The sequence below is a fragment of the Bradyrhizobium murdochi genome, from assembly GCF_000472965.1.
In the GTDB taxonomy this organism is placed as follows: Bacteria; Pseudomonadota; Alphaproteobacteria; order Rhizobiales; family Xanthobacteraceae; genus Bradyrhizobium; species Bradyrhizobium murdochi.
In genome coordinates, this window is the sequence record NZ_AXAU01000013.1 from 93,953 (window position 1) to 113,803 (window position 19,851).

At 62.1% G+C, this 19,851-nt stretch carries 19 protein-coding genes; 7 read left to right on the forward strand and 12 right to left on the reverse strand.

What is annotated here, in order from left to right:
* Positions 1-128: 128 nt before the first annotated feature.
* Positions 129-413, reverse strand: coding sequence for a hypothetical protein (locus tag YUO_RS47255; RefSeq protein ID WP_028349472.1), 285 nt, complete (start codon positions 411-413; stop codon positions 129-131).
* 459 nt (positions 414-872) lie between these two features.
* On the opposite strand from YUO_RS47255, the gene YUO_RS41440 reads away from it, so the two are divergent.
* The 3 genes from YUO_RS41440 (at position 873) to YUO_RS0123460 (ending at position 4,610) form a co-directional block, all read left to right on the forward strand.
* Positions 873-2,024: a S1C family serine protease gene (locus YUO_RS41440; RefSeq protein WP_051379599.1), complete on the forward strand. Its 1,152-nt coding sequence runs from the start codon at positions 873-875 to the stop codon at positions 2,022-2,024.
* A 707-nt stretch (positions 2,025-2,731) separates the two neighbouring features.
* Positions 2,732-3,544 (forward strand): aminoglycoside phosphotransferase family protein, encoded by an 813-nt coding sequence (locus tag YUO_RS0123455; protein WP_028349474.1) that lies wholly within the window; start codon positions 2,732-2,734, stop codon positions 3,542-3,544.
* A 316-nt stretch (positions 3,545-3,860) separates the two neighbouring features.
* Positions 3,861-4,610, forward strand: a complete 750-nt coding sequence (locus YUO_RS0123460; RefSeq protein ID WP_028349475.1) for a hypothetical protein — start codon at positions 3,861-3,863, stop codon at positions 4,608-4,610.
* 420 nt (positions 4,611-5,030) lie between these two features.
* Here the strand turns inward: YUO_RS0123460 and YUO_RS0123465 are convergent, their stop codons facing one another.
* From YUO_RS0123465 to pdxR, 5 genes are all read right to left on the reverse strand, one after another.
* Positions 5,031-5,585, reverse strand: a complete 555-nt coding sequence (locus YUO_RS0123465; RefSeq protein WP_028349476.1) for a thioredoxin family protein — start codon at positions 5,583-5,585, stop codon at positions 5,031-5,033.
* 182 nt (positions 5,586-5,767) lie between these two features.
* Positions 5,768-6,988 (reverse strand): 4-hydroxybenzoate 3-monooxygenase, encoded by a 1,221-nt coding sequence (pobA, locus tag YUO_RS0123470; RefSeq protein ID WP_051379607.1) that lies wholly within the window; start codon positions 6,986-6,988, stop codon positions 5,768-5,770.
* Positions 6,989-7,329: 341 nt separating this feature from the next.
* Positions 7,330-7,959: a LysE family translocator gene (locus YUO_RS0123475; RefSeq protein WP_028349478.1), complete on the reverse strand. Its 630-nt coding sequence runs from the start codon at positions 7,957-7,959 to the stop codon at positions 7,330-7,332.
* Positions 7,956-8,177: a DUF1127 domain-containing protein gene (locus YUO_RS44925; RefSeq protein ID WP_083754687.1), complete on the reverse strand. Its 222-nt coding sequence runs from the start codon at positions 8,175-8,177 to the stop codon at positions 7,956-7,958. The genes YUO_RS0123475 and YUO_RS44925 overlap by 4 nt, the downstream gene beginning before the upstream one ends.
* 364 nt (positions 8,178-8,541) lie before the next feature.
* On the reverse strand, positions 8,542-9,999 hold the full coding sequence (gene pdxR, locus YUO_RS41445) for a MocR-like pyridoxine biosynthesis transcription factor PdxR (protein WP_051379600.1): 1,458 nt from the start codon (positions 9,997-9,999) through the stop codon (positions 8,542-8,544).
* 272 nt (positions 10,000-10,271) lie between these two features.
* On the opposite strand from pdxR, the gene greA reads away from it, so the two are divergent.
* Positions 10,272-10,778 carry a transcription elongation factor GreA gene (gene greA, locus YUO_RS41450; protein ID WP_051379601.1) on the forward strand — a complete coding sequence of 169 codons (507 nt, stop codon included), beginning with the start codon at positions 10,272-10,274 and terminating at the stop codon, positions 10,776-10,778.
* A 60-nt stretch (positions 10,779-10,838) separates the two neighbouring features.
* On the opposite strand, the gene YUO_RS48680 is transcribed toward greA, so the two are convergent.
* On the reverse strand, positions 10,839-12,173 hold the full coding sequence (locus YUO_RS48680; protein ID WP_347335941.1) for a phosphoribosyltransferase family protein: 1,335 nt from the start codon (positions 12,171-12,173) through the stop codon (positions 10,839-10,841).
* A 2-nt stretch (positions 12,174-12,175) separates the two neighbouring features.
* A complete protein-coding gene (locus tag YUO_RS0123500) occupies positions 12,176-13,510 on the reverse strand; it encodes an erythromycin esterase family protein (RefSeq protein WP_028349479.1) in 1,335 nt (444 codons plus the stop codon).
* A gap of 239 nt (positions 13,511-13,749) precedes the next feature.
* On the opposite strand from YUO_RS0123500, the gene YUO_RS0123505 reads away from it, so the two are divergent.
* Positions 13,750-14,214 carry a YbhB/YbcL family Raf kinase inhibitor-like protein gene (locus YUO_RS0123505; protein WP_028349480.1) on the forward strand — a complete coding sequence of 155 codons (465 nt, stop codon included), beginning with the start codon at positions 13,750-13,752 and terminating at the stop codon, positions 14,212-14,214.
* A gap of 95 nt (positions 14,215-14,309) precedes the next feature.
* Here the strand turns inward: YUO_RS0123505 and YUO_RS0123510 are convergent, their stop codons facing one another.
* Positions 14,310-14,750: a CBS domain-containing protein gene (locus YUO_RS0123510; protein WP_028349481.1), complete on the reverse strand. Its 441-nt coding sequence runs from the start codon at positions 14,748-14,750 to the stop codon at positions 14,310-14,312.
* A 233-nt stretch (positions 14,751-14,983) separates the two neighbouring features.
* Between YUO_RS0123510 and YUO_RS0123515 the strand changes: the two genes are divergently transcribed.
* Positions 14,984-15,862 (forward strand): SDR family NAD(P)-dependent oxidoreductase, encoded by an 879-nt coding sequence (locus YUO_RS0123515; RefSeq protein ID WP_028349482.1) that lies wholly within the window; start codon positions 14,984-14,986, stop codon positions 15,860-15,862.
* 418 nt (positions 15,863-16,280) lie between these two features.
* Here the strand turns inward: YUO_RS0123515 and YUO_RS0123520 are convergent, their stop codons facing one another.
* On the reverse strand, positions 16,281-16,754 hold the full coding sequence (locus YUO_RS0123520) for an Lrp/AsnC family transcriptional regulator (protein WP_035727413.1): 474 nt from the start codon (positions 16,752-16,754) through the stop codon (positions 16,281-16,283).
* A gap of 140 nt (positions 16,755-16,894) precedes the next feature.
* Here YUO_RS0123520 and ald point away from each other — a divergent pair, with 140 nt between their 5' ends.
* Positions 16,895-18,010, forward strand: coding sequence for an alanine dehydrogenase (gene ald, locus YUO_RS0123525; RefSeq protein WP_028349484.1), 1,116 nt, complete (start codon positions 16,895-16,897; stop codon positions 18,008-18,010).
* Between the two features lie 35 nt (positions 18,011-18,045).
* On the opposite strand, the gene YUO_RS0123530 is transcribed toward ald, so the two are convergent.
* Both YUO_RS0123530 and YUO_RS0123535 read right to left on the reverse strand, forming a co-directional pair.
* Entirely contained in the window at positions 18,046-18,870 is an 825-nt protein-coding gene (locus YUO_RS0123530; RefSeq protein WP_028349485.1) for an SDR family NAD(P)-dependent oxidoreductase, read from the reverse strand.
* A 26-nt stretch (positions 18,871-18,896) separates the two neighbouring features.
* Positions 18,897-19,733, reverse strand: coding sequence for a MurR/RpiR family transcriptional regulator (locus YUO_RS0123535; protein WP_028349486.1), 837 nt, complete (start codon positions 19,731-19,733; stop codon positions 18,897-18,899).
* Positions 19,734-19,851 lie beyond the last annotated feature (118 nt).

A 19,851-nucleotide genomic window follows, 5' to 3' on the forward strand; every position in this document is an offset into this window, starting at 1 on the left:
GTCGATGTGACATCTCAGCTCTGAGGCCGAGATCTATGCAGAGAAGCGGAAGGAATATCGTAAGTTCGGTTGGTGTGGGGAAAGGCGGTAGCGCTCCCGCTACTAATTCTGCCCTTTTGCCGAAGCTGTCAGGATCGAGAGAGGTAGCACGGCAGTTCGCGCTCGAATTCGGAAAAGTAACGGGAGATCACGGTGATGTCGAAACGCCGCAGGATCGATTCCTGCGGCTCGCGATCAAGCAGGAATTGGAATGCTGTTTCGATGCACCGCTCGGGCGTGTGCGTGCCCATCGTCAATCGTTCGCAAGTCTCTCTTGCCATCGTGACGTGATGGCGAGTCTCGCCGTTTCCCACACGGACGGTGACCTCGAATTCAAGTGGATCGCCTTCGCCGGTTCGCTCGACCTTGATCACAGCTCGGTTCAATTCGGTTGTCTTGATAGATGCAGCCTAACACGGGACGATGGTTCAAAGAAAGTTGCGAAGGATCGCCGCAAGTTTCATTTAACGCCGCTACGAACGGATGATAGTGAAGCCAAGCGCACGCTTCCTGATGGAACTGCGACCGCACGGCAGATCACGTTGGGAGTCATGTCGGATTTTCCATGTGAGATTTTCGGTGGCGAGGCGATCGGTCGTCGGCGGTTTGCCGGCATTTGGGATGAGTTCCTTATCCACGGTGGGCTCGAGTGGAACTGCCGGCGCGGCAGATTGTTGGGCCCACAAGTGCCGCGAGCGTCTGAGCGCCTCTCGCAGGAACTGACGGCGAGCTAAACGCCCCAGCGTCTGACGCCAGAACCGCGGTGAGGCGATGACAAGGAAGCGGAAATGGCTCACGGAAGTGTAGCTTTGAGCTGCCGTCGGACTTCGGTCATGGGCGGCACCATCGCCGTGATCGCGGTGATCGCGAGCATTGCACAGGCACAGACCATCGATACGCGGGGGCAGACTCCTTTCGCGGGCGAGCCCTCGACGTTGCTGCATCGGGTTGCCGATCGTACAGATAGCGGTGGACCTGGCGGCTTCGCCGATCTCGCCGAAAGAGTTGAACCCGCCGTGATTGGGGTCAGCTCTAAAGCTGCTGCCTCCAAAGGCCTTCCTGACCGATTGTTCGGTACACCTGATCAGGGGCCTCCGAACAAGCAGATTCCAGCGCCGAACGCCCGTGATCAACTGGTCTCGTTTGGCTCTGGCTTCTTCATCTCCGCGGACGGTTATGCCGTGACGAACAGTCACGTCGTGGAAGACGGCGACACGGCCGAGATCCGCACCAATGACAACAAGACCTACTCTGCAAAAGTCATAGGAAAGGATTCATTGACTGATGTCGCCCTGATCAAAGTCGATGGGCGCAGCGACTTCAGTTATGTAAAACTCGTCGATCAACTGCCGCGCGTCGGCGATTGGGTGTTGGCTGCTGGCAGCCCGTTCGGGCTAGGAGGCACGGTCACGGCCGGCATCGTTTCAGCGCGCGAGCGCGACATCGAAACGGGCTCCGCGACTGATTTCATCCAAATCGATGCGCCGATCAACCAGGGCAATTCTGGCGGCCCGAACTTTAATGCCAGCGGCGACGTCGTCGGCGTCAACAGCAAGATCCTTTCATCCTCGGAAGGTTCGGTGGGCGTTGCATTTGCGGTCCCCGCAGACACTGTCAAGGCCGTGGTATCGCAACTGAAAGACAAGGGCGCTGTCACGCGCGGATGGATAGGGGCCAAAGTTCAACCGGTCACTCCGGACATTGCCGACAGCCTCGGCGTGAACCATCTGCACGGCGCGATCGTAGTCGGCGTTCAGGACGACGGTCCGGCTGCCAGGGCTGGATTGAGACGCGGGGACGTGATCACCGCGGTGGAGGGGCAGCCGATCAAGAACGCCAAAGAATTGACCAAGAAGATCCATGCGACGGCGCCAGGCTCTTCGATCCGGCTCGCCATGCTTCGCGAAGGAAGGGAGAACTCATTGAATGTGGCCTTAGGTCAGATGCCTGATCAGCCCGAGGTCCCACCTGCCATTCGCAGGTAGTGGGACCGGAATCCCTCAGTCATCCCAGCAGGTCCACACAGAGGACAGAAATACAAAAAGGGAGCGGTTCAATGTGCGACTACAGCCTGCACTGCGTCGAATCACGTGCTGCAAGGTCGGGAGAATTGCTGATAACGAGCAAGTTTCCCAATACCGTGACACGGGGCTTCTCCGCGGTCGGAGAGCCGGGAATTGCCGTGTGCCTCTCGCCGGGTACCGAACTTGTGTTCAGCGAAGACGCAGTCAGTGATCATCCGTTTGCGGAGCTATTTCCCAGCATGCGGTTCGGCAGCATTGGGACGCGGCTCGCGCGCTTCAGGCAGATCAATCAGGAACTGAGCGATAGGCACCACGACGCCCTCGAGTTTGCGAACGGCAGGATCGTGACTCTTACAAGGCTGCGCCCCGGTCAAACGGCAACCGTGCTGCAGCTTCCTGCACAGCGCGAGATCGGCGGGAAGCCGTTGACGCAGAGCAGAACCGGCGCTCGTCAGTTCGGGTGCTGTCCTGGTTAGGGCGCGTACTCATAAATCCGGTTCTGCAAACCCGCCGCTGATGGTCCGCTTCGCTCCCAAAGCGACCGAATTGCTGCGACGCCGCAAAATGTCGCGAAGGGCCACAACCGGACTTGGGACGGCGGCCCTCGCGACGGGAGGGGTTCCTTTTTGCTCGCCGCCAGTGTTTCATCTGCACGGTGGAGAACGGGCATGCAGGGATCGCTGGGGGAAAAGATCGGTGAAGGCGCCTTCTCCGAAGCCTACGCCTGGGCGCCCGGTCAGGTCGTGAAGCTGTTTAAGGCCGGCGTCTCTCATCTGCTCGGCCGGCACGAGGTACGCATGATCCGCGCCATGCGCGCCGCCGGCGTCCCGGTGCCGGCGGTGTTCGGTGAGGTGACGCTGGACGGGCGCTTCGGCATCGTGCTGGAGCGCCTCGACGGACCGACCCTGTGGCATCTCTCGCGGACCGGCGCGGTGACGTTCGAACAGGCGGGCGCGATCGTCGCCGCTCTGGCCATGTCTCTTCACAAGACGTCCCCGCCGCCGGAGGTCCTCTCCATGCGCGAGTATATGGAGAGCGAGTTGCGGCACGACGACGGCAAGGTCCCGAAGCACATCGCCACGGATATCCTCGCCCTGATCGATCGACTGCCAACCGGCGACGGGCTTTGCCATTGCGACCTTAGCCCCGGCAACGTGATCATGACGGCGGAAGGCCCAAAGCTCGTCGACTGGACCTTCGCAATGCGCGGGCCCGCCGCCCTCGATCTTGGGTTTTTGCATGTCATCCTTTTCGATCTCGCCCCCGAAATAGCCGACAATCCAGAGCGGCCGCGCGCGACCAATGCGGCGGCGCAATCCGAATATGCGCGGCTGGCCGGCATGTCACTCGCGGAGCTGAGGGCGGCAATGGAGCCTTATTTGCCCATCGTCCGCACCTTCGTCGTCCTCGGCAACGTGGTGCCTGGGCTGCGGGAGCGGCTGATCCAGCGCATCGAAGCGGGGCTGCGCTCGGAAGACTGAACCGTCTTGGTCGCGCGCGCGAGCCGAAGTGGCCATCGAAGCGAGGCGTCAGTGTCTCCTTTGGGTCAACAGCGCTAAGAGGTCGGCCAATCACTTCCGGTCCACCCTGATAAGCGGACCGTCTCAGCGTCCGCCTGGACTTCGCAAATGGGCCAGAAGCCGCCTCGGATGTCTTTCGTGCAGCTGCAGGACCGGCACTTGGGCCCGGATCTGGTTTTCCGGGCCCAAATGAATCCACCGCGTTGCCGGATTTGAGCCGCATTGTGACCCAGGTCGCGGCCAAGGGTCGTGCGGGGGCGCAACACCGGAGGTTCCCATGTCCGGTCATTTGCGATTTTGCTTTCCCGCTTTAGTCATTCTCGCAGGTCTCTCGGCATCGCCAGCGTATTCGAATACTTTTGCCGACTTCTTCAATTTCAATGCCGCTCCCCAGCAAGCGCCCGCTGCCGCGGAAGAGGAGTGCTTGCCGCGGCCTGGCAAGTCGACGACGGCCGGCCCGCGTTGGGTCTATCGCTTCGATGGCCATCGCAAATGCTGGTTCCAAGCCGCTGAGGAGGTCGCGGTGAAGAAGCAGCCTCGATATCGCGCGGCGAAGCCTCGTGTCGCCGCTCGCGCTGAGAACGAGAGCACGCAACGCAAGCGCAAGGCCGTCGTGGATGCGCGTGCGGAGCTGCTGCGCTCCGCACCGGCGGAAACGTCTATGCCGACGCGACCCGCGCCCGAGCTCAAGGTGGTTGATGCTGCTCCCGTCTCGGCTATGGGGGCTGCGGCCGTCGTGCCGCCGGCACCCACCGAAAAGCTCTTGATCGATCGGCTCACCCCCGACTATCGCACGGCGCGCCAGGTCGACGTGGAGACGCTTCTGGCGGCTACCCCGGCCGCTAGAGACGCGCTCGCCGCCTCCGTGCCTACGGCCGCGCCGGTAGTCTTTCCCGTCACCGAGACGGTCGATGACGGGCGGGGCTGGACGGCAACTTGGCTTGGCGTGCTGCTGATGGCGCTGGGGCTCGTCTCCGTCCTAGGCTCGAACCGGACCATTCGGGAGGCCGTGCTGTTACGCGGTTGATGCCCTTTGCGGCGCGACCGATCAATGTCCGCTCAGGGTCACGAGCGTCGCTCTCTGTGATAGATGGCGGCCTGTCGATTTCCGCTTTGCCTTGTAAGCGACCGAGATCGTTTGGCGGTGCAATATGTCGCGAAGGGCCATTTTTCAGACTCATGCGCTGCAATAAGCAGAACGGGTATCCTTGAACGTCATCCCTCAGGCACCCCTGCCATCCGCATGCCTCAATGAAGCGTTCGCGCCCGGCAAGGAAGGCCGGATTCTCGCTCCATGTAGTGGTCGTACGCAAGCGGCGGACAGTGAAGCTTGGATCCCGTCCGCACCACCGCCCGTGCCTAGTGCCCAAGCGTGACGGCGAGATGGAAATGCGCAACTGAATAATTTCGGTTTGCCTCGAGGCGCCGGTGGAACCCGCGACCGGCTTTATTCGTCCTTCCATTTGATCGAACAGCCAATAGACGCCTTTTGGTCAGCCGGCACCACACCGGTGGTCGCAATCGCACGCATGGCCTCGACAAGCTCTCGGGGCGCCCCCGCGCGAGGCGGAGTTGTGCGGCCTTCGTCGAGCCGGCCGCGATACTTGAGCTTGCGGTCGGCATTGTAACCGAAGAAGTCCGGCGTACAGACCGCTCCATACGCCCGAGCGACAGTCTGGGTCTCGTCGTGGAGATATGGAAACGGGAAATCATGGGCCTTCGCGAAACGCTTCATATTCTCAAATGAGTCTTCGGGATAGCTCGCCGCATCGTTCGAGCAAATCGCCGCAAAGCCTACGCTCTCCGACATCAGCACGCGGGCGTCCGAAACCATACGGTCGATCACCGCTTTAACATAGGGACAATGGTTGCAGATGAAGACGACGACCGTGCCTTTTTCGCCGGCAACGTCGTCCAGTGCGTAAGTCTTGCCGTCGGTGGCCGCAAGCCGGAACTCCGCCGCCGGCGTATCAAGAACGACTTGGGTAGCTGTTGTCGCCATATCGCGCCTCCTTGTGACCAAATATATGCTGACGGCCTGCCGGGGCACAGTTTCCCAAGCCTGCTCGCCGGTCGCGCCGTTTTGGCCATACCTCAGCCATTTCCGGTCTACCCCCTGACAGCCGACGTGGAAAGCAGAGGTTGGTCGGTCAGGGCCAGGAGCAGAAGTTCGAAAGGCCCTGTTCAATAGCCTTCGAAGGGCAATCCGACGTATTGCTCGGCCAAGGACGCCTGCACGTGCTCGGAGACGTGCAGGTAATCGAACTGGTTTTCGCGCAAGCGCCGTTCGAAGGGCGGTTCGTCGGGGAACTGGTGGATCAGCATGGTCAGCCACCAGGACATGCGTTCGGCGTTCCAGACGCGCCGCAGCGCCGTTTCGGAATAGCGGTCAAGATGGTGCGTGCGGCTGCTCTTCAGGGTTTCGGTCAGCGCGCGTGTGAGATAGAAGACGTCCGACACCGCGAGGTTGAGTCCTTTGGCGCCCGTCGGCGGAACGATGTGCGCAGCGTCGCCCGCCAATAGCAGGCAGCCATAACGCATCGGCTCGGCCACGACGCTACGCAGAGGCGCGATCGATTTCTCGATCGAGGGGCCGACGACAATCGAATCCGCCATGTCCTTCGGGCAGCGCGCCTTGAGCTCCTCCCAGAAGCGGTCGTCCGGCCAGTCCTCTATTCGCGCGTCGAGATCGCACTGGATGTAGTAGCGGCTGAGCATCGGATTACGCATGGATGCGAGTGCGAAGCCGCGTGAGTGGTAGCAATAGCAAAGATCCGGATACGGCGGCGTCTCCGACATGATGCCGAGCCAGCCGAACGGATAGCTGCGCTCGAAGGTGCGCAGCACGTCGGAAGGGATCGAAGCACGGCTGACGCCGTGGTAGCCATCGCAGCCGGCGACGTAGTCGCAATCGATGCGGCGCGACTGCCCTTCCTTTTCGTAGGTGACGTATGGCTTCGAGGAGGTCAGGGCGTGCAGCGCCACGTTGCTGACTTCGTCGATGATTGGGCCGCCGACAGCGTCTCGCGCCGCGTAGAGATCCTTGGTGATCTCGGTCTGGCCATAGGCCATCATCCGCTTTCCCGTGTACTTCTTCGTGTCGATGAAGAAGCGCGGCTTGCCTTCCCAGGCGATCGCCGATCCATCATGCGGATGTCCCTCGCGATCCATGCGCTCGCCCAGCCCGATGGCCCGCAGGAGATCGACCGTGCCGGCCTCCAGCACTCCCGCTCGGATACGCTCTAGCACATGCGCGCGGCTCTGCCGCTCCAGGACAAGGGAGTCGATTCCGTCGCGGTGGAGCATATGCGACAGCAGCAGACCGGCAGGCCCACCGCCGATGATCGCTACTTGAGTGCGTTGGGTCGGCGACGTTACAGCAGGCCCATCGTTAGTCTGCGCGATGATGGAGTAGTGCCGCTGATTTGCCCGACGTGTCAAATGTTTTCGCGCCGTCGGTCGGGCATCATGCCAGCGACTACCTGCTACTTTGCATGGGGTTGTTTTCCGTATTTTTGTAGGAGCGCGGCCTCCTGCACCGGGACGCCACTGGCGAGCGGCCCCGTCGTTCGCTGCGGTCGTGCGGTTCGGCGCTGGCGAGAATGGGTCGGAGCGCGAACAGTCACCGTGATCGCGGTCGTCATACCGGGGAGCCGTCATACGTGGTGCCCACGGCTCTTTCCTCTTTTCATCGAGACGAAGAGCTACGTCGTTCGATGGCGCCAGCCCTTTCTCTGCTGTCGCCATCAGACGATGCGGGCGCATAGCGAAGCTCCCAAGGCTATCAGGAGGACCCCGGTGAGTTTGTTGAACCAATCCAGCGCGGCTTTCTGCAAGCTCCGAAACATGGTGTTCGTGCTGAGGGCGAGGAAGAGATACCAGGATGCGCTGCCGAGCATCACACCGATGGGCGTCGCCAGCGCGCAACCAATGATCAACGGTTTGCCGGTTTCCAGCGCGGACGTGACGCCCAGATACGGCAGTATCGTCATCGGGTTGGCGGCAGCGATCAACAGGGTCGATGTATAGGCCGAAAACAAATCTCCGCATGTCGGATCTCCGCATGTCGAGCCATTCGCCGTGTCCGTGGACACGAGAATGGTTCTGAGGCCCATCAAGACCAGCACGATCCCTCCAGTGATGCGCAGCGGCGTATGCAGGGCGAGCGTCACCTGCGTCAATGCGGTCCCGCTCACCACGGCCAGGCTACTGAACATCCCGTGGGCTGTTGCCGCACCCATGCCGCTCGCGATCCCAAACCGGATTCCGAATGCCAGCGTCCGCTGCACGCACATCAAGCCAATCGGGCCGAACGGGATAGCGGCGAACAAGCCTAACGCCGCCGCCGGCAGCAAGTGCCCGATGAACGACGTCATTTCCAGAATGGCTTGGCTGCTTCGGCCATCGCCTCTTGCCGCGTCTTGCCGATGTCCTTGAGAAAATGATCATCGAGCTCCGCCAGGGCTTGTCGCTGCCGCGACCGCTCAGAACACCGAGCGCACCAGCTTAGGAATCGTAATCCCCATCCAAGTCGACGATGGCTGGATGCAACGGCTTCCTTCCAATTCGTGAGCGCATTGACAACAACGGACATGATAATCCTCCGGATGCGCGGATGCGCGGATAGAACTATCGGCATGCACGTCGCTGGCGTGTGAGTTCGTTCACGTCTCACGCCTTCGTGCGATGACGAGAGATCGTCGACGGTCTTGCTTGCGGTTCCAACGCGAGCGGCCATCGTCGTGGCGGGCCAACACACCCGCGCACGATCGCATCGCTCTCCGCGTAGGTCGCCGTCTGGTCACGTCGCGCGCGTCAGCGGCCCAACGTTAGAAAGCGAAGCGGTATGACGGAAGGTCCAATTTGCGGATGATCAATCAGTCCAATTCAGGCGGCGCCTCGGGACTGTTGTTGATCGGATTTGCTGAGTCGCGTGTCGTCACCTCAAGCGACATCGCTCACGCCGCTTTCGGGCGTCGAGACACGCATTCATCGAAGCAACTTCGCAGCCGTCTCAGCCCTTCGGCAATCCGTGCCGTCTCGATCGCCCCATATCCCAGGATGATGCCGGCCGGAGGTTTTCTGTCCACCTGGAAGGCCGACAGTCTTTGGATGGCGACGCCGAGATCAAAGGCTCTTGATGCAATCGCATCAATATGATCAACCGACGCTCTTCGCGCGTAGGCGGCGATATGCAGCCCGGTGCTCGATGGAATAAGATCGAGATAATCGCCGAAGTTGCTCTTGATCGCCGCGGTCAGCGCCTCATGCCGTTCGCTATAGGTGCGGCTCACCTTGCGAATGTGGCGTGCAAACGCACCCTCGTCGATGAACCACGCGAGGGCGCTCTGCGTTATTGTCGCTGTATGCCAATCGGTGACGAACTTCGCCTTCTGCGCCGCCTCTTGCAGCGACGGCGGCACGACCATAAAGCCCAGCCGGAGAGTCGGCAGCAGCGTCTTTGAAAACGTGCCGACATACACAACGCGACCGGTCGTATCGAGGGTCTGAAGCGGCTCGAGCGGACGCCCACCGAAGCGAAACTCGCTATCATAGTCGTCCTCAACGACAACCGCGTTGTTGCGCTCGGCCCAGGCAAGCAGTGCGCGTCGACGCGACAGGCTCATGGCCACGCCGAGGGGATATTGATGCGAAGGCGTCACGTAGACGGCCCTTGCCTCGGCCGGCAGCGCCTCCACGACGAGACCTTCGCTGTCGACCGGCACACCGATCACGCGCGTGCCCAGCGCCCTGAACAAGTCTTTTGGAGGTTGATAGCCCGGATCTTCCATCGCAACGACATCGCCGGGCTCGAGGAGCACGCGAGCGATGATGTCGAGCGCCTGTTGGGTGCCATTAGTCACGATGACGTCGTCGGGCGATCCGGAAACGCTTCGTGAGATGCCAATGTGGCGAGCAATAGCCGCGCGCAGCTCCCGATTGCCAGCAGGATTCTCGTAGACGCCTGCCGCCATTTCGCGCGAGCGCACGGCACGGGAGACGACCCGCCGCCAGGCTCCCTGTGGAAACAACGAAGCGTCCGGAAGCCCGGTTCTAAAGTCGAAATCCGCCGCGCGGACAAAGGCCGTCGAAGGCAATATGGTCTCCCAAACGCCACGCACCCGAACTGCGCGGACTGTCGACCGCTTTGTTTTCGATGCTGGACGTTTCGCCGCAAGCTGATGGCTGACGAACGTCCCGGCGCCCGCTTGGGATGTCGCGAATCCTTCCGCGACAAGGCTTTCATAAGCAATCGTCACCGTCGATCGCGCAACCGTGAGCGCGGCGGCCAGTTCTCGCGTGGGAGATAGCCGCTCTCCAGGCCGAAGGCGCCCGTCCAGAATTGCCTGCCGGATCTGACGGTAGATCTCGCCGCTGAGGTCACTTCGACCAACAAGACTGACATGAAAAGCCACGGCACCGAGCCCTCTTTGCTCCGCATTGGACTGGCAACCTTACACAAGGGTGTACGTTCCATCATACCGCTCTGCAGGTTCCATCACGGACTGTCAGAGCCGCGCAGCAGGCGAGGCGCCGTGGCGCCCGCGCTATGGGAAACCGGCAACCTCACTAATTGGAACCCGTGTCCTCGCACGGCGTTCCCCACCGCAGGTACGCGACCGCTGGTGGCGCGCGGCGCGAACGTCTGAACGCATGCTTTGTCGATTAACTCGGTATAAGAGTCGCGATGCCAAAACTTCCCATGACGGCCGCGGGCTACGCTGCCCTTGCAGATGAACTGAGGCACCGCATCCGTATCGAGCGGCCCGATCTTATTCAGCGAATTCAGCAGGCGATCGCCGACGATCCAAATCTGGTTGAGAATTCGGAATATCAGGTTGCGCTTGCAGAGCAAAGTGTCAACGACACTCGAATTGCCGAGTTGGAGGACAAGCTCGCGCGTGCCGATATCGTCGATGTATCCAAGCTTTCCGGCAATACCATCAAGTTTGGCGCCACGGTGACGCTGATTGATGAGGACACCGGCGAGAAGCGGGTCTGGCAGCTCGTCGGCGAACCGGAAGCCGACGCGAGCAAGGGGAAGATTTCGATAACTTCACCGATCGCCAAGGCGTTAATCGGAAAGAGCAAAGGGGAAACCGTGGCCGTTGAGACGCCGGGCGGCGCCAAGGCTTTCGGGGTCCGACAAGTGGAGTGGTTTGAGGCAAAACGAAAAGGGCGCGAGCAGGTGTGAAACGGCGGCTCGATCTTCGGTTTGGGCACGGTATCGCATCGGATATTGTTATCCTGATTGTCACGTACGCGCCTGGTTCGGGCTGCTGGCCTTTGAACGATGCAACAGCTCGGTAACTTCCTGATCGGAAGTCTGGCCGAAATCCCTGTAGTGCATGCCGACCGCAAAGAACGGATCGGGGCTCCTGAGGCAAATGATCTCGTCTGCCTCCGCACTGAGTTCGTCAAGCGAATCGCGTGGCGCAACCGGCACCGCTAGAACGAGACGGCCCGGCTTCGCCCTTGCGAGCGCTCTCAGCACGGCTTTCACGGATCCGCCGGTGGCGATGCCGTCGTCGACGACAATGGTCGTACGGCCGGCAATCTCCGGCGGTGGATCACCGCCGCGGTAAAGGCGCCGTCGACGTTCGATTTCGGCAAGCTGGCGGGCAGTCTCGGCTTCCAGATAGGCCGCGCCCGGCTGGATCTCGCGAACGATGTCCTCGTTGAGCACGACCTGCGGATGGGGGCCATCGACGACCGCGCCGAGCCCGAGCTCCTCATGGCCCGGCGCGCCGATCTTGCGCACGAGCGCTACGTCGAGCGGGGCGTGCAGCGCTTGCGCAATCTCGAATGCAACAGGAACGCCGCCGCGCGGCAGCGCAAGCACGACCGCGTCCTTGTCTCTGAACTTCATGAGCGCCGACGCCAGCCGGCGTCCGGCGTCTCGCCGGTCGGCGAAAACCGTATCGGCGTCGATCACCTCTTCGGAGAGGTGCGACGCCAGGAATTGGCGAAACCAGCGCGTGGCATATTGCGTCACCTGCTCAAGCGCGCCGGGTTCTTCGAACAAATGCGTCGCCTTCGGCACGATCACCAGGTCCTTCTCGCAAGAGAGCTCCGCAAAAGCCGAACGGTTGAGCGGAATCACCGGTAGGTCGGCTCCGCCAACGATCAACAGGGTCGGCGCCCTAACGGCGTGCAGCGCATGGCCGGCCAAATCCGGGCGACCGCCGCGCGAAACCACCGCGGCGACGTTCTGCCGGTCGGCAGCCGCGACCAGCGCGGCCGCTGCACCGGTGCTTGCGCCGAAATAGCCAATCGGAAACTTCGCGAGGTCTGGCCTGTTGAGGGTCCAGTCCGCGGCGTCTGCAAGCCGTGATGCCAACAGCGGGATGTCGAATACGTTGCCGCGGTCACGCTCCTCCTCCGGGCTTAGGAGATCAAGCAGCAGCGTGGCAAACCCGGCCTCACGGAGAGCCGCTGCGACCTGGTTGTTGCGTGGGCTTAGACGGCCGCTACCGCTGCCATGCGCAAAAATCACGATGCCGGCCGCATCGTGAGGCACGCCCAAAATGCCCGCAAGGTGGTGCGGACCGACCAGGACTTCGCTGAGCTGTTCCCGTGCACTCGCCATGATCAGAACCCAAAGGGATAGGTTTCTGCCGCGCCCGCTACGGCTCGTGTCGCAAGCGGTGTCACCGCCTTGCTATCTTCGAACCAGACGAACGCGTCGAACTGTTCGGGCAATACCGCCTCAAAGTAGTGGCTGAGGAGCTCCGTCTCGGGTCGATAGATGACGCCAATGGCTCGCTCGAGTCTGGGACCGGTCAGCCTGTCGCGCAGCTCGCTTCGGCCGGGCGGCCGCAAATCGGTCAATGATCGCGCCAGACCTGTGCGGCGGAACAGGTATTCATAGCTGTCCCCGCGTGCGGGCCGAACCGACTTGATCTCCATCTCGCCGCCCCAATCGGAGGCCGCAGCCACTGTGCCGCGATCCGTGCCGAACCCGATCAAGACGGCCTCGTCGCCATAGGCGTTGCGGACGAGCTCTCCGATATTGAATTCGCCGCCCCAACCCATCGAAGTTGCCGCGGCGTTGCCGATGTGGGAGTTGTGGGCCCAGACCACCGCCTTCGCGTGCGGCCCGCGTTCCTGCATCACATATTGCAGCGTGTCGAACATGTGACGGTCGCGCAGGTTCCACGACTCGGTCGAGCCGCGATACATGATGCGGTAATACTGTTCGGCCGCGCGCACGATCCGCGCATTCTGCGCGGCATTGAAGAAGGCCTCGCCGCCGTCTTGATGCGAAAGCCGGTGCGACAGAAGCTCGCGCAATTGAGCTACCACCTCGTCTTCGCAACTGTCGCGGCCGGACAGGACGGCGCGTCCGTAACCGGCAGGGTCTGCCTGCCACGGCGTCAGGCAGGAATAGCGTTCACGCGCCGCGCGGGCGCGTTCCGGGTCGATGCGTTCGAGATACGCGATGACAGCGGCAATGGAGCTGTTGAGGCTGTAGACGTCGAGCCCCCGCAACTCGACCCGCTGGTCCGCAGCGCACGCGCCGTTGTGGAAGCGCAGATAATCGATGAAATGCTTCACTTCGATATTGCGCCACATCCAGGTTGGAAAACGTTCGAACGGCCGCTCCGGGGGCGGCTCGGATGGCAGTTGCCGCACGAGGTGGTCGAGCACTGCTGCGTCCGGCCAATCGGCCTCGACCGCGACGATGTTGAAGCCGTGGTGCTCGATCAACTGGCGAGTGATGGCGGCACGTGCCCGATAGAATTCTGACGTGCCATGTGTCGCTTCGCCAAGCATCACGATTTTCGCAGGGCCGAACCGGTCGAAAAAGGAGGTGAAATCGTCCTGCTCCGGAGCCGGGAGATGCTCGCCTGCTTCGTGCAGGAGATCGATCAACTCGCGATTGGTCCTCTCGCGAATTTGTTCGGCTTCCGGTGAAAGGGCCATGCGCCGGGTTCCCTAGATGGCTGCTGCGCTTGTCCAGCATCGGCATACCGACGCGCGGCTTGCAGGGATCGTCCTGAGCGCACGCGGGAAACGCCGATCAGCGTGCCTTGTTGAGGCAACTCAAGCGCCGGTCCGACGTTCCTTCGTATCGGCGGAATCGCCGGAAAGGCGTGTGGTTGCACCCGGTGGACCGAGCGAGCCCGCCGTTGCGACCCTTTCATGAGCACGGGAGTCTGCATATGGTGTTCAAGTTGACGAGTCCTGCATTCGACGACGACCAGCCGATTCCGGCCAAATACACTTGCGACGGCCAGAATGTGTCTCCGCCGCTTCAATGGTCGGATCCGCCGCCGGGTACGAAGAGCTTCGCCCTTATTGTTGAGGACCCGGATGCACCGTCCGGCACGTTTCGGCATTGGGGCATCTACAACATCATGGGCGAGCGGACGATGCTGCCGGAAGCCATCGGTCACGGGCCAAAGACGGAGCGTCTCGGCAAAGGCGTGAACGATTTCGGCGAGCTAGGCTATGGCGGGCCGGCGCCGCCCAAGGGTCATGGTACGCATCACTATCACTTCAAGCTGGCGGCCTTGGATGTCGACGAGCTATCGCGTTCGCCCAGCATGCCGATAGTCGACATCTGGAAAGCAGCCGAGAAGCACGTGATCGGCCAAGCTGAACTCGTCGGGACGTACCGCAGATAGCGGCGACGCGTTGCATGGAACGAGCGGGTGTCGGGGTGCGCCTGTGGCATGCCCGCTCCCGCTCGGCGCTCTGTTCCTTCTGTTTGCATCATGCCTCAGCCGGTGAGCGCGCCCGCATGTTGCCCGCCCGGCCGAGAGATCCCATGCAGCGCGGTAGCGGCGCCGTCACCCGGCTTGGAAACCGCGATATCGCCGAGCGCGATGATGCCGACGAGCCGCTTGTTTCGAGTGAGCACCGGCAACCGCCGCACCTGAATGTCGGCCATGTTGCGAGTGACTTCATCGATATCCTGGTCTTCGAAGCAGTATTTGACATCTGCTGTCATAACGTCGCGCACCGGCGTATCCGGACTTCGGCCCATCGCCATGCCGCGCGTCGCAATATCACGGTCGGAGATCATTCCCACCAACCGGTCATTTTCAGCCACGGGCAACAGCCCGATATTGAGCGCCGCCATCGCCTCGGCCGCATCCCTGATGCTGTCCTGCGGAGTGCAGAGCTGCACGTTCGTGGTCATGGCATCGCAAACTCTCATCTGGAGCCTCCTCTTTGCCTGATAGGCGGCCAACGAAATTTGCTAGCGGACGTTCCCTCTATCGACCGGAAACCTCGGTGTTGCGGCCTCCGCAGCGCTCGCGAAGGAACGGAGTTCATTCGGCGCCCGCGGCAGAAATCGCGTCGGTCGTTCCACGCGCGCCGCGGAACATCACGGGTGCGAGTGTGTTCAACGCTTGGACCAGAGCAAAGAGCAAAGCGGAGCGGATGACGATGGCGGGACGGCTGAACGGCAAATCATCAATCGTGACAGGTGCGGCGACGGGAATCGGCGAAGCTATCGCCCATAAATTTGCGCGAGAAGGTGCGAAGGTCATTGTTGCCGGACTGCCCGCCGATCCGGTGGAGGACGTCGTCCATGCCATTCGAGCGCGCGGCGGCATGGCCGAACCCTTTCTTGGCGATGTTGCGGACGATGTGGATGCGCAAGCCTGCATCGCTCTGGCGATCGACGCATTCGGCAGGCTCGACATCCTGATCAACAATGCTGGCGTCTTTCCTGAAATTGCCGAATGCCAGGATCATTCGGTCGAGATGTTCGACTACATCGTGCGTAACAATGTCCGCTCTGCATTCCTGATGACGAAGTTTGCGCTGCCGCATCTGAAGCGCTCGCGGGGTGTCGTGATTTCGACGGGATCGGAGGCCGGCGAAATGGGTGAGCCGACGGCGGCGCCCTACGGCGGTTCGAAGGGTTTCCTTCACGCCTTCATGCGCGGCGTGGCCTACGAACAGGGCAAGCACGGCGTGCGCGCCCTCTGTGTGTGCCCTGGCCCTATCGATACGGCCTGGACGCACAAAGAGACCGGGCCGATGAACGAGCAGATGGAGAAGCAGACTCTTGCCGGTACCGTGCTCGGTCGGCGCGGTACCCCGGAGGAGATGGCCAATGTCTTTGCGTTCGCCGCGTCGGATGAGGCGAGCTTCGTAACAGGGGCGCTGATATTTGCTGACGGCGGCACCACGATTGCGAAGGGTGGTCCGGGGGAGATGGTGCAGAGCTTTGTGAGGGAGCAACCCAAGCCGACGCTCGATCTCAGGCACTCGCACGACGGCCTCAAGGGCAAGCCTGTCGAGAACCGCATGCACTAGATGAGGCTGCGAACAGAATGCCGGTCGCGATCGAGTCGCTGGTGGTCAGAGCACCGGTACCGCCCGGCCCTTTCTTCCCGATTGCACCCCTTGGTTGAGGCGATCATCCGCGTGCTGGCTGACCGCATCCGTCGGCGGAAATATGCTGTCATATATCGCGCGGGCCTCTCGAATTAAGCGAGCCCGCTCAAGCTCCGGCTTCGGAATAAGTCGAATGACTTCGCCCATGCAGAGTCCTCATCGGAAAGCATCATTGTTTACGGGAAGTTATGTTATAACGTAACATATCTAGCGTTCTGTCAAGTCAGTTTGGTCGGGTCGGCAGCATCGGAACGCAACACGCCGGTTGCCGGATGACGCCGAAAACGACTGGAGCTTCGCCGTCGATGTGCTGATTGCGGCGAGCTGGTCGAGCAGGCTAGCGCCGCAATGCTGTGTCGGGTATGGCCCTGCGCACTACCTCGCGCATCGCAAAGCTCGAGTGGATGCGCGCCACCCCGGGCATCCGTGAAAGATGTTGCTTGTGGATGCGTTCGAAGTCCGCGATGTCGCGCGCGATAACCTGCAAGTGATAATCGTCGCTGCCTGACATCAAGTGACAGGACACGACATCCGGACAGCGGGCGATCGCCGCTTCGAATGCGGCCAGGTAATCCTCGCTCTGTTTTTCCAGCGTGATGGTGACGACGACCGTCGTGACGAGCCCGAGCGCGGTCGGCTCGAGATCGGCGCGATAGCCCCTGATGATCCCACGTTCCTCGAGTTGGCGGATGCGGCGCGCGCAGGCAGTGGGCGATAGGCCGACCTTTTCGGCGAGCTCGATCTGGCTCGCCCGGGCATCAGCGAGGAGCTCGGTCAGAATCCGGTAATCAATGCGATCCAGTTCATCCACGCTATAAGTCACCAATTTATGGGGCTAACGTGCAGAATATGTGCGCAGATCGCGTCCAGCAAGCCGTAATTCGCCGAAAAGCGTTGCCGAGTCAGAAGTATTCTATCTGCAGTCAGATAGCCTCGAACAGGAGCAAGCCCATGCGGATCGGTGTGCCCAGGGAAATCAAGGTCGAGGAATATCGCGTTGGTCTGACGCCGGCTTCGGTGCGGGAATATGTGACGCGGGGACACGAGGTGATTGTCGAGCAGGGCGCGGGGATCGGCATTGGCGCAAGTGATGACGTCTACCGTTCGGCCGGCGCTGCAATCGTGGATACGGCCGCGGAAATCTTCGCGACCGCCGACATGGTGGTCAAGGTCAAGGAGCCGCAGCCGAGCGAATGGCGCCAGCTTCGCGACAATCAGATCCTCTTTACGTATTTGCACCTTGCGCCGGATGCGGCGCAGACCAAGGGGCTTCTGGCATCCGGCTGCACGGCGATCGCTTACGAGACGGTGACCGACGCCTATGGAGGGCTTCCGCTGCTTGCGCCGATGAGCGAAGTGGCGGGACGGTTGGCGATCGAGGCGGCGGGCGCTGCCTTGCGGAAATCGGCGGACGGAATGGGCAAGCTGATCGGCGGGGTGCCCGGCGTGGCGCCAAGCAGGATCGCGGTGATCGGCGGTGGCGTGGTCGGCACGCATGCCGCGCGGATGGCCGCAGGCCTTGGCGCCGATATCGCGATCCTGGATCGCTCGCTGCCGCGCCTTCGCGTTCTTGACGAGATGTTCCAGGGCCGCGTCCGCACGCGCTATGCAACGCTGGAAGCGATCGAAGAGGAAGTCATTGCGGCCGACGTCGTCATCGGTGCCGTGCTGGTGCCGGGCGCCAGCGCGCCGAAGCTCGTCTCGCGCGCGCATCTCGGCCGCATGAAACGCCGTGCCGTGCTAGTCGATGTCGCGATCGACCAGGGCGGCTGCTTCGAGACGTCGCGGCCGACGACCCATCAGGCGCCGACCTATCTCGTCGACGAGATCGTGCACTATTGCGTCGCCAACATGCCGGGCGCGGTGCCGGTGACGTCGAGCCATGCGCTCAACAATGCCACGCTGCCGTTCGGCCTTGCGCTGGCTGAAAAGGGCATCCGCGCGCTGATCGAGGATCCGCATCTGCGCGCCGGACTCAACGTGCACCGCGGACAGATCACCAATCGCGCGGTCGCCGACAGCCAGAATTTGCCTGCAGCGGCACCCGAAAGGATTTTGGCGGCGTGACGCCGACTCGCCTTACGAAGATTCTTGGCCCGCCTTCACGCCGCCCAGCACTGTCCTCCGCCGTCCACGCGCAGCACCTGGCCTGAGACGAACGCGCCCAACGGACCTGCGAACACTTCGACGACGCGCGCGACTTCGTCGACGGTCGCGATGCGATCGAGTGTGCCGGCTTCCACCATCCGGTTCTGATCCACCGCGCGCGTGCCCATGAAGCGGCCGGTGCGGGTGTCGCCGGGGGCGATGCAGTTCACCGTGATGTCATAGGATCGGAGCTGATCGGCGAGGCAACGCGTGTAATGCGTCATGCCGGCTTTCGCAACCGCATAGATCGAGCCGTTTGTGCGGCCCTTGAAGGCTGCGACCGAACCGATGGTGACGATGCGGCCCTGACGCCTCGGCATCATTTCCTTGGCCACCGCCTGGCAGGTCAGGATGGTTGAGAGCAGGTTGCGATCGAGCACCGCGCGAACATCCTCTTCGTGAATGCCGACGGCGTCGTTCGGGTCCGGCTTGCCGCCTTTGGCCGCAATATCGCCACCTGCATTGTGGACCAAAATGTCGATCGGACCCAATTGCTTCGTCGTGGTCTCGACGACACGCGCGATGTCGGCGCCTTGCGTAAGGTCGCCGAGTACGCGGATGGTGCGTACCCCATGCGCCGCGGCCACCGCTTCCGCGACCGCCGTCAGCGTCGATCCCTCGCCGTATTCGGCTGGGCCGTGTTCGCGCATCCCGTGGATGGCGACATCGGCCCCCATGGCCGCCAGCCGTTCGGCGAACGCGCGGCCTAGCCCGCGGCCGGCACCGGTGACCAGCGCAACCTTTCCCTTCAGCGACCGCGCGTCGTCCCATGATGCCATGACGTTCTCCTGATTTTGCCGAAATGTCAGTCTGCGGCGAGATCGAGGCCAATCGCGAGCGCCTGCACGAGGCACATCGGCGCGACCAGAGTGCGCAGCGCCGGCTCCGGCATGTCCTGAATTTCGAACACGACCGAGGCGCCCTCAACGATCGGGCTCAGCAGACTGTCGGTGATGGAGATCGCCGGCACGTTGCGCGCCACTAGTTCGGGAAATAGGCGCGCCGTATCAGGGTAATAGTTGCGGAAGCTGATCGCGACCAGCGCGTCTTCGGAAGTGGCCGGATGCGATTGTTCGTGGATGCTGCCCCCGGTCCCGTCCAGCAACACCACGCGCCGCCCCAGTTTCCGCAGCACATAGGCCAGATGCGTTGCTACTGGAAACGAGCCGCCGAGGCCCAGCAGATAAATGTCGCGCGCCTTCGCCAATATCATGATGGCAGCTTCGAGTTGGCGCTCATGGGCGGATTGGCTGAGCGTTACCAGGGCCGATTGCGCTTCCGCCACGAAGCGCCCCAGCACTGCCGCGGGCTTGCGGCCGAGGGCGGATTTCTCCTCGCTCTTCATCCGCGCCAGCCGCGCCTTGTAGCTGGGCGCCACGCCGGCCACGAGGCGCGAGCGGAACACTTCCTGCATCTGACTAAAGCCGCCGAAGCCGAGGGCATGCGCGAAGCGGACGATGGCCGACGGCGGCACGCCGGAACGCTCCGCAATCTCCGCGACCGTGCCCAACGCGACATCGATCGGATGATCGAGCACGAATTCCGCGATCTGCTGCAGGCGTCCAGACAAGGCGCGATGCCGTTGGGCGATCGCCCCACGCAACTCGTCGTAACTGATCGCCGTACCGGCAGGCTTGTTCATGGTGTCAACCTTACCCGATTGCGGCCGTTTCGCCGCTTGGTTCTAGTCTCTGGTTCAAATATTCCACTTTACATTTAGAATAGAACGTTCATTCTATGAACCGCAACAACAAAATAAG